The sequence below is a fragment of the Allocellulophaga tsushimaensis genome (assembly GCF_055383085.1).
On sequence record NZ_AP039451.1, the window covers coordinates 215,021 to 228,111 of the forward strand.

General features: G+C 35.1%; 14 protein-coding genes. 2 read left to right on the forward strand and 12 right to left on the reverse strand.

Annotation, left to right across the window (positions count from 1 at the left end; genetic code table 11):
• Positions 1–3 precede the first annotated feature (3 nt).
• The 12 genes from rplP to rpsL form a co-directional block, all read right to left on the reverse strand.
• The gene (rplP, locus tag ACZ451_RS01015; RefSeq protein ID WP_464215211.1) at positions 4–423 is read right to left on the reverse strand and encodes a 50S ribosomal protein L16; all 420 of its coding nucleotides are present in this window, start codon (positions 421–423) and stop codon (positions 4–6) included.
• Positions 424–443: 20 nt separating this feature from the next.
• Entirely contained in the window at positions 444–1,163 is a 720-nt protein-coding gene (rpsC, locus tag ACZ451_RS01020) for a 30S ribosomal protein S3 (RefSeq protein WP_464215212.1), read from the reverse strand.
• A gap of 3 nt (positions 1,164–1,166) precedes the next feature.
• Positions 1,167–1,574 (reverse strand): 50S ribosomal protein L22, encoded by a 408-nt coding sequence (rplV, locus tag ACZ451_RS01025; protein ID WP_464215213.1) that lies wholly within the window; start codon positions 1,572–1,574, stop codon positions 1,167–1,169.
• 3 nt (positions 1,575–1,577) lie between these two features.
• Positions 1,578–1,856: a 30S ribosomal protein S19 gene (rpsS, locus tag ACZ451_RS01030; protein ID WP_464215214.1), complete on the reverse strand. Its 279-nt coding sequence runs from the start codon at positions 1,854–1,856 to the stop codon at positions 1,578–1,580.
• A gap of 13 nt (positions 1,857–1,869) precedes the next feature.
• Positions 1,870–2,694: a 50S ribosomal protein L2 gene (rplB, locus tag ACZ451_RS01035; RefSeq protein WP_464215215.1), complete on the reverse strand. Its 825-nt coding sequence runs from the start codon at positions 2,692–2,694 to the stop codon at positions 1,870–1,872.
• A gap of 9 nt (positions 2,695–2,703) precedes the next feature.
• Positions 2,704–2,994, reverse strand: coding sequence for a 50S ribosomal protein L23 (gene rplW, locus ACZ451_RS01040; protein ID WP_464215216.1), 291 nt, complete (start codon positions 2,992–2,994; stop codon positions 2,704–2,706).
• Between the two features lie 7 nt (positions 2,995–3,001).
• The gene (gene rplD, locus ACZ451_RS01045) at positions 3,002–3,631 is read right to left on the reverse strand and encodes a 50S ribosomal protein L4 (RefSeq protein ID WP_464215217.1); all 630 of its coding nucleotides are present in this window, start codon (positions 3,629–3,631) and stop codon (positions 3,002–3,004) included.
• Positions 3,631–4,248, reverse strand: a complete 618-nt coding sequence (gene rplC, locus ACZ451_RS01050; protein ID WP_464215218.1) for a 50S ribosomal protein L3 — start codon at positions 4,246–4,248, stop codon at positions 3,631–3,633. Before rplC ends, rplD begins: the two co-directional genes overlap by 1 nt.
• Positions 4,249–4,432: 184 nt before the next feature.
• Entirely contained in the window at positions 4,433–4,738 is a 306-nt protein-coding gene (rpsJ, locus tag ACZ451_RS01055; RefSeq protein ID WP_008613600.1) for a 30S ribosomal protein S10, read from the reverse strand.
• A gap of 18 nt (positions 4,739–4,756) precedes the next feature.
• Positions 4,757–6,889 (reverse strand): elongation factor G, encoded by a 2,133-nt coding sequence (gene fusA, locus ACZ451_RS01060; protein WP_464215219.1) that lies wholly within the window; start codon positions 6,887–6,889, stop codon positions 4,757–4,759.
• A 6-nt stretch (positions 6,890–6,895) separates the two neighbouring features.
• A complete protein-coding gene (gene rpsG, locus ACZ451_RS01065; RefSeq protein ID WP_464215220.1) occupies positions 6,896–7,372 on the reverse strand; it encodes a 30S ribosomal protein S7 in 477 nt (158 codons plus the stop codon).
• Positions 7,373–7,393: 21 nt separating this feature from the next.
• Entirely contained in the window at positions 7,394–7,768 is a 375-nt protein-coding gene (gene rpsL, locus ACZ451_RS01070) for a 30S ribosomal protein S12 (RefSeq protein WP_464215221.1), read from the reverse strand.
• A gap of 422 nt (positions 7,769–8,190) precedes the next feature.
• Here rpsL and ACZ451_RS01075 point away from each other — a divergent pair, with 422 nt between their 5' ends.
• Together ACZ451_RS01075 and ACZ451_RS01080 are read left to right on the forward strand one after the other, a co-directional pair.
• A complete protein-coding gene (locus tag ACZ451_RS01075; RefSeq protein ID WP_464215222.1) occupies positions 8,191–11,376 on the forward strand; it encodes a SusC/RagA family TonB-linked outer membrane protein in 3,186 nt (1,061 codons plus the stop codon).
• Positions 11,377–11,386: 10 nt separating this feature from the next.
• Entirely contained in the window at positions 11,387–12,973 is a 1,587-nt protein-coding gene (locus ACZ451_RS01080; protein WP_464215223.1) for a RagB/SusD family nutrient uptake outer membrane protein, read from the forward strand.
• The last annotated feature ends 118 nt before the right edge of the window (positions 12,974–13,091 follow it).

Here is a 13,091-nt window from a genome sequence, read left to right on the forward strand (position 1 = left end):
AAATTAAGCCGAATAGTCTCTAGCAACAATAAACTTCGTTTTTACTGGTAATTTCTGAGCTGCAAGGCGTAAAGCTTCTTTTGCAATGTCTTGAGGCACTCCACCAATTTCAAACATAATTCTTCCTGGCTTAACGACTGCAACAAAATATTCTGGTGCACCCTTACCTTTACCCATACGTACTTCTAAAGGCTTTTTTGTGATAGGCTTGTCTGGGAAAATTTTAATCCACATTTGCCCTTCTCTTTTCATATATCTAGTTGCCGCAATACGAGCCGCTTCTATTTGACGCGATGTAATAAAACAAGCATCTAAAGATTTTATCCCAAACATACCGTTAGAAAGCTGATGACCTCTTCCTGAAAGACCTTTCATTCTACCTTTCTGTGCCTTACGGAACTTGGTTCTTTTTGGTTGTAACATTTTTCTATCTCTTTAAAAAATTACTTTCTACGACGAGGCTTTCTATTTCCATCTTGCTTACCGCCGCCTTTACCTTGGCTTTTCTCCATCCCTACTAAAGGCGAAAGATCTCTTTTACCATACACTTCACCTTTCATAATCCATACTTTGATGCCTAATCTTCCGTATGTAGTATGTGCTTCATGTAATGCATAATCAATATCCGCTCTAAAAGTAGATAATGGAATTCTACCATCTTTATAAGATTCTGAACGTGCCATTTCAGCACCATTCAAACGTCCTGAAATCTGAATTTTAATTCCTTCAGCATTCATACGCATTGCCGCAGCAATTGCCATCTTAATAGCTCTCCTGAAAGAAATTCTATTTTCTATCTGACGCGCAACACTTGCTGCAACTAAATTAGCATCTAGTTCTGGTCTTTTAATTTCAAAAATATTTATCTGAACTTCTTTACCAGTTATCTTTTTAAGCTCTTCTTTTAATTTATCAACTTCTTGACCACCTTTACCAATAATAATACCTGGTCTTGCAGTTGTAATTGTAATTGTGATAAGCTTTAAAGTACGCTCTATAATAACTCTTGAAACACTAGCTTTCGCTAAACGAGCATGAACATATTTTCTGATTTTATCATCTTCAGCTAACTTATCGCCGTAATCATTTCCACCATACCAGTTAGATTCCCATCCTCTGATAATGCCTAAACGAATTCCAATTGGATTTGTTTTCTGTCCCATATTCTAACTTTGTACGTTGTTATTAGAATCCAATACTAGTGTAACATGATTGGAACGTTTTCTTATTCTATGTGCTCTTCCTTGTGGTGCAGGTCTTAATCTCTTAAGCATAGCTGCACTATCAACTCTAATTTCTTTTATAAAAAGATCTGCCTCTTCAATATCAGCTTCTTCATTTTTAGCCTGCCAATTAGCAATTGCCGATAACAACAATTTTTCTAATTTACGAGAAGCTTCTTTTGAATTAAACTTTAAAATTGCTAATGCCTTTTCTACTTGTACCCCTCTAACCAAATCCGCAACTAAACGCATTTTTCTAGGCGATGTAGGACAATTATTCAACTTAGCAAAAGCTATTTGTTTTTTCTCAGCCTTTATTCTTTCGGCCATCTGTTTTTTACGAACTCCCATAGCTTACTTTTTACCTTTGTTTTTTGCACCTGCATGACCTCTAAAAGATCTTGTTGGTGAAAATTCTCCTAATTTATGACCAACCATGTTTTCTGTAACATAAACTGGTACAAACTGTCTTCCGTTATGAACTGCTATAGTTTGACCAACAAAATCTGGTGTTATCATTGAAGCTCTTGACCATGTTTTAACAACTGTCTTTTTACCAGAATCTATATTCTGTTGAACTTTCTTTTCTAAACTATAGTGAACGTAAGGTCCTTTTTTTAGTGAACGTGCCATTTCTTTCTAGTGTTTATTTCTTTCTACGTTCTAATATATATCTATTTGTTGCCTTAGTCTTAGAACGTGTTCTAAATCCTTTTGCAGGAATACCGTTCTTAGATCTTGGATGTCCACCTGAAGATTTACCTTCACCACCACCCATTGGGTGATCAACTGGATTCATCACTACTGGTCTTGTTCTTGGTCTTCTACCTAACCATCTACTTCTACCTGCTTTACCAGATACTAATAATTGATGATCTGAGTTAGAAACCGCACCAATAGTTGCTAAACAATTAGCTAAAATTAATCTTGTTTCTCCTGAAGGCATTTTTACTGTAGCAAACTTACCATCTCTTGCCATTAGTTGAGCAAATGTACCTGCACTTCTTGCCATAACAGCTCCTTGACCAGGTCTTAACTCAATACAAGAAATAATTGTTCCTAATGGAATAGCACTCAAAGGAAGCGCATTTCCTATTTCAGGATTTGCATCTGCACCCGAAGAAATCTTCTGACCAACTTGCAAACCATTTTGAGCTACAATATATCTTTTATCCTTCTCAGCATATTTAACCAAAGCTATAAATGCTGTTCTGTTGGGATCATACTGTATAGATTCTACTTCTCCAACAACACCATGGTTGTCACGCTTAAAATCTATAATACGATACCTTCTTTTATGACCACCACCTCTGTGGCTTGTAGTCATTTTTCCTTGACTGTTTCTACCTCCAGACTTTTTTAACGGAGCAAGCAAGCTTTTTTCCGGCTTATCAGTAGTAATGGCGTCAAACCCATTTACTACTCTAAAACGCTGCCCTGGAGTGATTGGCTTTAATTTTCTAACTGACATTTTTTGTCTTTATAGATTACTGTAATAATCAATGATATCTCCTTCAGCAACATCAACTATAGCTTTTTTAAAAGCATTAGATTTACCGTGTTGCACTCCGGTTTTTGTATAACGAGTTTTTCTAGAAGGACCATAATTCATGGTTCTTACTTTATTTACCGAAACCCCGTAGGCAGCTTCCACTGCTTCTTTTATCTGTAATTTATTAGCCTTTGGATTTACAATGAAACCATAGCGATTGTATAACTCACTATCTGCTGTCATTTTTTCTGTAATAATTGGCTTTATCAACACACTCATCTCTAAACTATTTATTTAAGTTAGATTCAATTCCTTCAAGCGAACCTTCCAAAAGCACAATATTAGTTGCATTTAATATTTTATAAGTGCTTAATTCTGAATTAGTTACGACCTCAGAACGTTTCAAATTACGTGACGACAAATATACATTTTTATTTGAATCACCCAACACAAATAGAGATTTTTTATTCTCCAATCCTAGAGACTTTAAAATAGCCGTAAAATCTTTTGTTTTTGGAGCTTCAAAATTAAAATCTTCAACAACTAAAATTGAATTTTCTTTAGCCTTAATACTCATTGCTGATTTTCTTGCTAAACGCTTTAAATTTTTATTCAATTTTAATTTATAATCCTTAGGTCTAGGTCCAAAAATACGACCACCACCTCTAAAAACTGGAGACTTAATACTACCCGCACGAGCAGTACCTGTTCCTTTTTGTTTCTTTATTTTTCTAGTACTACCTGCTATTTCAGCTCTTTCTTTAGATTTGTGTGTACCTTGTCTCTGATGAGCTAAGTATTGTTTCACATCTAAATAAACAGCATGATTATTAGGCTCTACTGCGAAAACAGCATCAGAAAGCTCTGCTTTTCTACCTGTTTCTTTTCCGTTGATATCTAAAACTGCTACTTTCATTACTTCTGAATAGTTACGTAAGCGTTCTTATGACCTGGAACACAACCTTTTAATACAATAAGATTCTTTTCTGGAACCACTTTTAAAACTTTAAGGTTTTGAACAGTCACTCTATCGCCACCCATTCTACCTGCCATCTTCATTCCTTTAAAAACTCTTGCAGGATACGAAGCAGCACCAATAGAACCAGGCGCTCTAAGTCTGTTATGCTGACCATGTGTTGCCTGACCAACTCCACCGAAGCCATGTCTTTTTACGACACCTTGAAAACCTTTACCTTTTGATGTACCAACTGCATCAACAAACTCTCCTTCTACAAAAAGATCTGCTCCTATGGTGTCACCTAATTTGTAATCTCCTTCAAAATCTCGGAACTCAACGACTTTTTTCTTAGGAGAAACACCTGCTTTTTTAAAGTGACCCGCTTGGGCCTTATTTGCACGTTTTTCTGCCTTGTCATCGAAACCAAGTTGAAGGGCACTATACCCGTCTACCTCTAAGGTTCTGACTTGGGTAACTACACATGGACCAACTTCGATAACCGTACAAGGAAGGTTCTTCCCGTTTTCATCGAAAATGCTGGTCATGCCTACTTTTTTTCCTATTAACCCAGACATATTTAATTTAATTAATTATTTACTTATTTATTTTTCAAAAAAATAGGGTCAAAAATAAATCGACCCTGATTTTATTTTTTCCGTTTTTCCATCGCGAAACGCTCAGGACATGTAATGTTACCTAATAGCAGACAACCTTAATTTTACTTGCAAAATATACGTTGAGTATAAATCGCGTGCAAAATTACACTTTTATTTCCACTTCTACACCACTTGGGAGCTCTAATTTCATTAAAGCATCAATAGTTTTTGAAGAAGAGCTGTAAATATCCAATAATCTCTTATAAGAACTTAATTGAAATTGCTCTCTAGACTTCTTATTTACGTGCGGAGAACGTAATACTGTAAATATTTTCTTGTGTGTTGGTAATGGTATTGGACCAGTAACAACAGCACCTGTTGTTTTTACAGTTTTTACGATTTTTTCAGCAGATTTATCCACTAAATTATAATCGTATGATTTTAGTTTTATTCTAATTTTTTGACTCATATTCTTAAAATTAAGGGATTATTCTGTTGCTCCTTTTGCTGCTTTAATAACTTCTTCTGATATATTAGAAGGTGTTTCAGCGTAATGTGAAAATTCCATTGTAGATGTTGCTCTACCAGAAGACATTGTTCTTAATGCCGTAACATAACCAAACATCTCTGATAAAGGCACATCACCTTTAATAGCTTTCGCACCTGCTCTATCACTCATATTATTAATAGTTCCTCTTCTACGGTTTAAATCTCCAACAATATCACCCATGTTTTCTTCAGGTGTTAACACCTCAATTTTCATAATTGGCTCCATTATTACAGCACCAGCAGCTTTACCAGCAGCTTTATAACCCATTCTTGCAGCTAATTCAAAAGATAATGCATCAGAATCCACAGGGTGGAAAGAACCATCTTTTAATACCACTTTCATCGTATCCATTTCATAACCCGCTAAAGGACCAGCCTTCATTGCAGATGTAAATCCTTTTTCTACAGAAGGGATAAATTCTTTTGGAATACGACCACCTTTAATTTCATCAACAAACTGTAATCCAGATCCTTCGAAATCTTCATCAGCAGGCCCCATTTCAAAGACAATATCACCAAATTTACCACGACCACCAGATTGCTTTTTATAGGTTTCTCTGTGTGCTGCAGTTTTAGTTACCGCTTCTTTATACTCAACCTGAGGTTGCCCTTGATTTACATCAACTTTAAACTCACGTCTTAAACGATCTACAATAATATCTAAGTGAAGCTCACCCATACCAGATATAATAGTCTGTCCTGATGCTTCATCTGTTTTTACTTGGAATGTAGGATCTTCTTCTGCCAATTTAGCTAAAGACATACCTAATTTATCAACATCCGCTTTTGTTTTAGGCTCAACTGCAATACCAATTACTGGATCAGGAAAGTCCATACTTTCTAAAACAATAGGATGTTTCTCAGCAGACATCGTATCTCCTGTTTTTATGTCTTTAAAACCTACAGCCGCACCTATATCTCCTGCCTCAATATAATCAATAGCATTTTGCTTATTAGAGTGCATCTGATAAATTCTTGAAATACGTTCTTTTTTACCAGAACGGTTATTCAATATATAAGAACCAGCATCTAAACGACCTGAATATGTTCTAAAAAATGCCAAACGACCTACAAATGGATCTGTAGCAATTTTAAATGCTAAAGCTGCAAACGGATCACTAACACTTGGCTTACGAGTAATCTCTTCACCTGTATCAGGATGTGTTCCTACAATATCATCTTTATCAATAGGAGAAGGTAAATAACGACATACAGCATCTAATAAAAACTGCACCCCTTTATTTTTGAATGATGAACCACATATCATAGGAATGATTGCTCTATCCATAACAGCAGCTCTAAGTGCAGCATGCACTTCTTCTTCTGTAATAGAATCTTCATCTTCAAAGAATTTCTCCATTAAATTCTCATCGTATTCGGCAACAGCCTCAATTAAAGCAGCTCGATACTCCTTTACTTCAGCTTTCATATCTTCAGGAATATCTACTACATCAAATGTAGAACCAAATCCTTCTTCATGCCATACAATTGCTCTGTTTTTGGCTAAATCAACGATTCCTTTAAAATCAGCCTCATCACCAATAGGCAATACAATTGGAACTGAATTTGATCCTAACATTGTTTTAACCTGCTTACACACGTTTAAAAAGTTAGATCCTTGACGATCCATTTTGTTTACAAAACCAATTCTTGGCACCTTATAATTATCTGCTAATCTCCAGTTTGTTTCAGATTGAGGCTCAACACCATCAACAGCACTAAATAGGAAAACTAAACCATCAAGAACTCTTAATGATCTGTTTACTTCAACTGTAAAATCAACGTGACCAGGAGTATCAATAATATTAAAATGATATCCTTTGGCATCAGCTGTTGGCTTACCATTTTCTGTTGGAAACTGCCACTCACATGTGGTAGCTGCTGACGTAATTGTAATACCACGTTCTTGCTCTTGTTCCATCCAGTCCATTGTAGCTGCACCATCGTGCACCTCACCTATTTTATGACTAACTCCTGTATAAAATAATATACGCTCTGTAGTTGTGGTTTTACCAGCATCAATGTGTGCTGCAATACCAATATTTCTTGTGAATTTTAAATCTCTTGCCATTTCTGCTTAGAATCTAAAGTGAGAGAATGCTTTATTTGCTTCAGCCATCTTGTGTGTATCTGTTCTTTTCTTAACAGCAGCACCTTCTTCTTTAGCCGCAGCTAAAATTTCAGCAGCTAATTTTTGTGACATTGCCTTTTCGTTTCTTTTTCTTGCGAAACTGATTAACCACTTCATTGCGGTAGATATTTTACGATCTGGTCGTATCTGCATTGGAATTTGGAAAGTAGCCCCTCCAACTCTTCTACTTCTTACTTCAACATGAGGCATTACATTAGATAGTGCATCTTTCCACACTTCTAAAGCTGTTTTTTCCTCATCTGTTTTCTTTTCTTCTACAATATCAATAGCATCATAGAATACTTTGTACGCGATAGACTTTTTACCATCCCACATCATCATGTTTACAAAACGTGTAACCAATTGATCATTAAATCTTGGATCTGGTAAAAGTGGTCTTTTTTTTGCCTGCTTTTTTCTCATTGCTTCTAATAATAAGTGTGATTACTTCTTAGGTTTTTTTGCACCATACTTAGATCTACGTTGAGTTCTTCCAGCAACACCTGCTGTATCTAAAGCACCTCTAACGATATGATACCTAACACCTGGTAAATCTTTAACTCTTCCGCCTCTTACTAATACTATCGAGTGCTCTTGTAAATTGTGACCCTCACCTGGGATATACGCGTTTACTTCTTTACCATTTGTTAACCTTACCCTTGCAACTTTACGCATTGCTGAGTTAGGTTTTTTTGGTGTAGTAGTGTAAACACGCGTACAAACCCCTCTTCTTTGAGGACACGAATCCAAAGCAGCCGATTTACTCTTCTTAGTAATTGAGACCCTTCCTTTTCGTACTAATTGTGAAATTGTTGGCATACTATTTTTATATCTTATCTATAATTACCCTGTTTTTAAGGGTCGGCAAATGTAGTGATAATTCATTATAATTCAAACCTCAATCCTCTAATTTTCAATATTTTTTTATTTCTCCTATTTTTTTTAAAAAAAATAAATAATACTCACTTATTTTTAAACACAAAATTGTATCATTTCTGAAAAATCTTCATTACAAACTTCTTGATAAAAATCAGTATAACTCACTAAAAATAACCTCTCAGTCATTATATTACATGCAGATTTTGAGATAAAACCTCCTAATTACCTACTTATCAAATTTTAACTTACATTTTTAATAAATTGATAATTTTTAACATTTTTCTAAAATTTTATAAAATAACACTTGTTTTATTAACATAAAATTAAGACTTTAGGCCCAACTAATTCAAATAAAACATAAAATGAAAAAAAAATTAAATCAAATTTTAACACTTTTTTTTGCTTTTATTGTGCATTTATCTTTTGCACAAGAAAAAACGATTACCGGGACGGTCACGGATCAAAACAACCTTCCTTTACCGGGTGTTAACATCATTGTTAAAGGATCTAATACTGGTGCTCAAACTGATTTCGATGGTAAATATTCAATCCTCGGAAGTCAGGGACAAACATTACTTTTCACCTATCTTGGACAAAAAGATGCCGAAAGAGTTATTGGTACAGAAAGTATAATTAATGTTCAAATGCTAGAAGATGCTGAAGCTTTAGATGAAGTTGTAGTCACTGGGGTAGCCTCAGGAACTTCAAAAAGAAAAATTGGGGTTGCTGTTAATGCTGTGAAAGCTGAAGATTTAGCGGAAACTGGGATTAGCTCCATCGACCAAGCATTACAAGGTAAGGTTGCTGGTACTTTGATACAGTCTACAACTGGACAACCTGGACAACAACAAAATATTATTCTTAGATCTATAAATAGTTTAAATGGTTCTAACCCACTTATTCTAATTGATGGTATTCAAGTATTAACTACTTCAAGTGTTATTGGAGGAAATTCAAACCAAAGTTCGCGACTTACGGATATTGATTTTTCTAATATCGAAAGAGTGGAAACAATCTCTGGTGCTGCTGCTGGTACTATTTATGGAGCCCAAGGTGCTAACGGAGTAATTAACATAATAACCAAAAAAGGGAAAGCAGGAAAAACAACAGTAAACCTTCGTTCAAGCGTGGGTATTACTAGTGTTGCAGCAAATACAGATGCTATCCATTCAGATAGACATAGGTATACAGTTAATAATGACGGTTTTATTGTTACATCAACTAACACTCTTGTAACTGAACTAAATGATGAATTTCAATATTTAGCACCAGTTCCCGAAGCGCGAGACATTAATGGTACTGATTTAGGAGCTATAGGTATTAATGATAGACCTTTTGCAGAGCAGGTTTTTGATCCCTTGGAAACCATTTTCAGAGATGCACTTAGTTCTAACTATGGCGTAAGTGTTAATGGAGGATCTGAAAAAATTAGATATTCAGTCACTGGAAATAGAACTTCGCAAGAAAGTATACTTATTCCAGGAACATATGTTAAATTAGATTCTCGAATTAATTTAAATTTTGACTTGAGTGATAAACTTAAAATAGGTACAAGGTTTGATGTAATTAATACTCAAAACAATACTGGAGCCAATACTGATCAAGCGGCTGACGCCAATATTTTAAGCAGTGTTTATCAATCCAACCAATACATTGATTTTAATGTATTGAATGCTGACGGAGATAGAGTTGTAGTACCAGATTTGGGAGATGCCAATGCTTCAAACCCTTTATTCTTTAGAGATATCACACAAAGATTGGATGACGTAAATCGTTTTATTGCAAATCTTAACGTAACATATCAACCCTGGAAAGTATTGAATCTGAATTTAAAATATGGCTTTGATAGTTATTCTCAAAATAGAAGATTCTTTCAACAAAACCAGAGTAATCACCAACAAGCCGGAGATGAATTTACGGACAATGTAGAAGGAAGAATTAATTTAAACACTACAAATGAAACTTTTCAAAATTTACTTGCTTCTGCAAACCTAAATTTAGATTTCAAGGAAGACTTAAACGTAGATATTGATGTAACTTCTAATACTACCTTTACTTATGATTGGAGAGATAGAAATTTAGAGAATACTTTTGTTTTTGGTACAGGCTTGCCTTTTGGCACTCTAGAAGATTTCAATATTAACAGAGCACAAAATAAAACTTTTGATAATTTTTTTGCTTCTCCTTTCAGAACCTATGGTTTTCTAATTAATCAAAAATTTGATTTTGGGTCTTTATTTGGTTTTTCCGCAGGTTTTAGAAATGATTTTTCTAACCGTTTTGGATCAGATGAAGCTTTTACTTTTCCTAGAGCTGATGTTTACTTTAATGTGGGGGATGTCCTTGATATTGAAAAACTATCACTTTTTAAATTTAGAGCTGCTTATGGGGAAGCTGGTATCCAACCATTATTTGGGCAAAATATTTTAACATTAGCTTCTACTACAGCAGGAACTGACCAACCACTATCCCTTGGAAACATTTTACAGAATCCAAATCTAGAACCTGAGATTTCTAAAGAATTCGAAATAGGATTAGACTATAATTTAAGATTATCCGATACAGACTGGCTTACAAACTTAGGAGGATCAGTTAATTATTTTACACGTAACACTTCTGGAGCAATCTTCCAAGTAGATCAAGCTCCGTCTCCTGGAGCAATAGGTATTCAAGGAAATGGATATGATATCAGTAGTAATGGTATTGAATTAAATCTAGACTTAGCTGTTGCAAATACCGATAAGTTTGGTTGGAATTTTGGTGTTAGATTTTCTTCAAGTAAAGCTATATTAGATCGAATTGCAAGTGGTCAGGCCTTATCCATTGGAAATAACTTTATTCTTGATGAAGGTCAGGAAGTGGGTGCCTTATCAGTACAAACAGTATTACGAAATTTGGACGAAACAGACTTAGGAGGTAATCCAATTATTGATCCAGCAGATAGAGATAATTTTACTATTGCTAGTACTGGATATGTTGTTAATAAAAATTCAGGACAGGTAGTACTTACTCCAGACAGAAGAACTGTAGGAAGTACACAACCAGACTATGTATTGACCCTTGTTAATGATTTTAAAATTAATGACTTTGTTAATTTCTCTTTTCAATGGGATCGTTTCCAAGGATTAGATGTGTATAACAGAGCAAGACAATGGTTATACCAATCTGGCCTCCAAGTACATGCGAATACTGCAATCCCAGTTTCTATAGAAGATCCAACAGGAGCCGTTCAAACTGGTGCATTTGGTAACTACTACAACTCTCTCTACAACACCAACGATCCTGTAGATGAGTTTATAGAAGATGCTTCCTTTTGGAGATTGAGAAATGTTAGCGTAACTTTTAGAATCAATAATGTTGCAAAGCTTAACTTTTTAAAGACTCTAGACTTGACTATATCTGGCAGAAATTTAATTACTATAACGGATTATCAAGGACTAGATCCAGAAGCTGCTAGAACTTTTAACAATACTTTCCAACGTGGTTTTGATGAATTTACCCTACCTAACACAAAAAGTATTAACTTTGGATTAAACATAACCCTTTAAATTGCTTATAATGAAAAAAATATTTTTAACATACAAGCCCATACTATTTTCCTTAGTATTGACGCTACAATTAGGTTGTGAAGACAACCTTTTAGAAGGTGACATTGACCCTGTAAACAATAATGAAATTTTAGTTTCTAGATTAACGGAATCTGATTTACCTCAGGTTGCTCAAGGGGTATACAGTGCTACTGTAGAAACTGGATTCAGTAATTATTTTTGGTTTATTTACGGTTACCACGAAACTATGGGAGATACATTTACCATGCCTTGGGGTAACTTTGGAGGAAGATGGGTTAACCAAACTTCTCAAATTGTATTAGATGGTGGGGAATTAACAGATCCTACTGATACTGATACCGTTATAACAAACGGAGCTACTATTTTACCTCCTGAAGGCGGAGCACAACCTGGGGAAATTGAAATTAGAAACGACAGGGCTCAAGGTGATTCAAACGCAACACAGCATGAATGGAATGACATGTATAAATTAAATGGTCAAACCAATTTGATTATAAGTAGTGTTGCAGAAATTGAATTATCTGAAGTACAGACACAAGCTTACACGGCTTGGGCACTCTGGTGGAAGGCTTTTGCCTATCATAGAATAGGGTCTATGTACGAAGAAGGATTAATTGTAGATTCTAATCCATTAGAAGGAACAAATGATAATTTCGTTTCTCAAGATCAAATGATAGCCCAATCTAATACTGTTTTAGGAGAACTTAATACCCTCTTAAATACTGTTTCTGATATTGAGGGCTTCGATGCATTACTAGACAGTTTTCAAATAACTGTTTTTGGAAACAAAGTTGGTCATGTTGGAATGTTAGCAAATGTTGCCACTTTACAGGCCAGAAACTTAGTCTACAATACCCCTGTAACTAGCATGACAGATACAGATTGGAATAATGTAGTAACATGGACTAGTAATGGTGTAATGGATAATGCAAATGCATTTGGTGCGCAATCAGAAGAAACTTTGATTAACAATGCCTGGCTGCCTGGTAGAGTTACAGGTCTTTGGTATTTTCCAAGTCCACGATTGATACAAGATATTAATCCTAACGATGAACGACTTACGTCTTATTTTGAACCTGATGTTTTTCCAAACCCAAGAGGAAGAGGCATTCAATATGGTGCAACTCACTTATGGCTTGCAGGTTCTGCAATTGCCAGTGGAGATCCTGGACAGGTAACCATGTGGTATGCTGGTACACATGAAGAAAATCTTTTACTTAGAGCCGAAGCATATGCAAGAACGGCAAGAGTAGAAGAAGCTTTAGCAGATTTAGACGCAGTTCGCACCCTACAAAGTTCTGGTTTACCAGCAACTGTAGGCACTGGTCTAACAGCAGCAGATGCTCTTGAGGAAATACGCAAAGAAAGACGTTTGGCATTAATCATGAGAGGTGTTAATTTTTATGATGCAAGACGTTATGGTGTATCTAATGGAACAAGAAATGGTGCTTGGGTAGTAAACGCTGATGGCGCAGTAGTTTACAGAAATTCAACAATAACTTATGGTTATCTTGATTACTGGCCAGTACCTGTTAACGAGACCGATTTTAATGAAGCCCCTGGTGCTCAAAACTAGTATTATTATTTAAATAATAATAGCTAGATAATTATATAAAGTTACCAAACTTTTATATAAATAAAATTATTCAAAACCCATCGAAATATATTTCGATGGGTTTTATTTTTTAGTAGAT

What these genes read in the sequence shown, in the direction of transcription:
- rplP (WP_464215211.1), bottom strand. Translation starts at nt 423, where the DNA reads ATGTTACAACCAAAAAGAACCAAGTTCCGTAAGGCACAGAAAGGTAGA.
- rpsC (WP_464215212.1), bottom strand. Translation starts at nt 1,163, where the DNA reads ATGGGACAGAAAACAAATCCAATTGGAATTCGTTTAGGCATTATCAGA.
- rplV (WP_464215213.1), bottom strand. Translation starts at nt 1,574, where the DNA reads ATGGGAGTTCGTAAAAAACAGATGGCCGAAAGAATAAAGGCTGAGAAA.
- rpsS (WP_464215214.1), bottom strand. Translation starts at nt 1,856, where the DNA reads ATGGCACGTTCACTAAAAAAAGGACCTTACGTTCACTATAGTTTAGAA.
- rplB (WP_464215215.1), bottom strand. Translation starts at nt 2,694, where the DNA reads ATGTCAGTTAGAAAATTAAAGCCAATCACTCCAGGGCAGCGTTTTAGA.
- rplW (WP_464215216.1), bottom strand. Translation starts at nt 2,994, where the DNA reads ATGAGTGTGTTGATAAAGCCAATTATTACAGAAAAAATGACAGCAGAT.
- rplD (WP_464215217.1), bottom strand. Translation starts at nt 3,631, where the DNA reads ATGAAAGTAGCAGTTTTAGATATCAACGGAAAAGAAACAGGTAGAAAA.
- rplC (WP_464215218.1), bottom strand. Translation starts at nt 4,248, where the DNA reads ATGTCTGGGTTAATAGGAAAAAAAGTAGGCATGACCAGCATTTTCGAT.
- rpsJ (WP_008613600.1), bottom strand. Translation starts at nt 4,738, where the DNA reads ATGAGTCAAAAAATTAGAATAAAACTAAAATCATACGATTATAATTTA.
- fusA (WP_464215219.1), bottom strand. Translation starts at nt 6,889, where the DNA reads ATGGCAAGAGATTTAAAATTCACAAGAAATATTGGTATTGCAGCACAC.
- rpsG (WP_464215220.1), bottom strand. Translation starts at nt 7,372, where the DNA reads ATGAGAAAAAAGCAGGCAAAAAAAAGACCACTTTTACCAGATCCAAGA.
- rpsL (WP_464215221.1), bottom strand. Translation starts at nt 7,768, where the DNA reads ATGCCAACAATTTCACAATTAGTACGAAAAGGAAGGGTCTCAATTACT.
- ACZ451_RS01075 (WP_464215222.1), top strand. Translation starts at nt 8,191, where the DNA reads ATGAAAAAAAAATTAAATCAAATTTTAACACTTTTTTTTGCTTTTATT.
- ACZ451_RS01080 (WP_464215223.1), top strand. Translation starts at nt 11,387, where the DNA reads ATGAAAAAAATATTTTTAACATACAAGCCCATACTATTTTCCTTAGTA.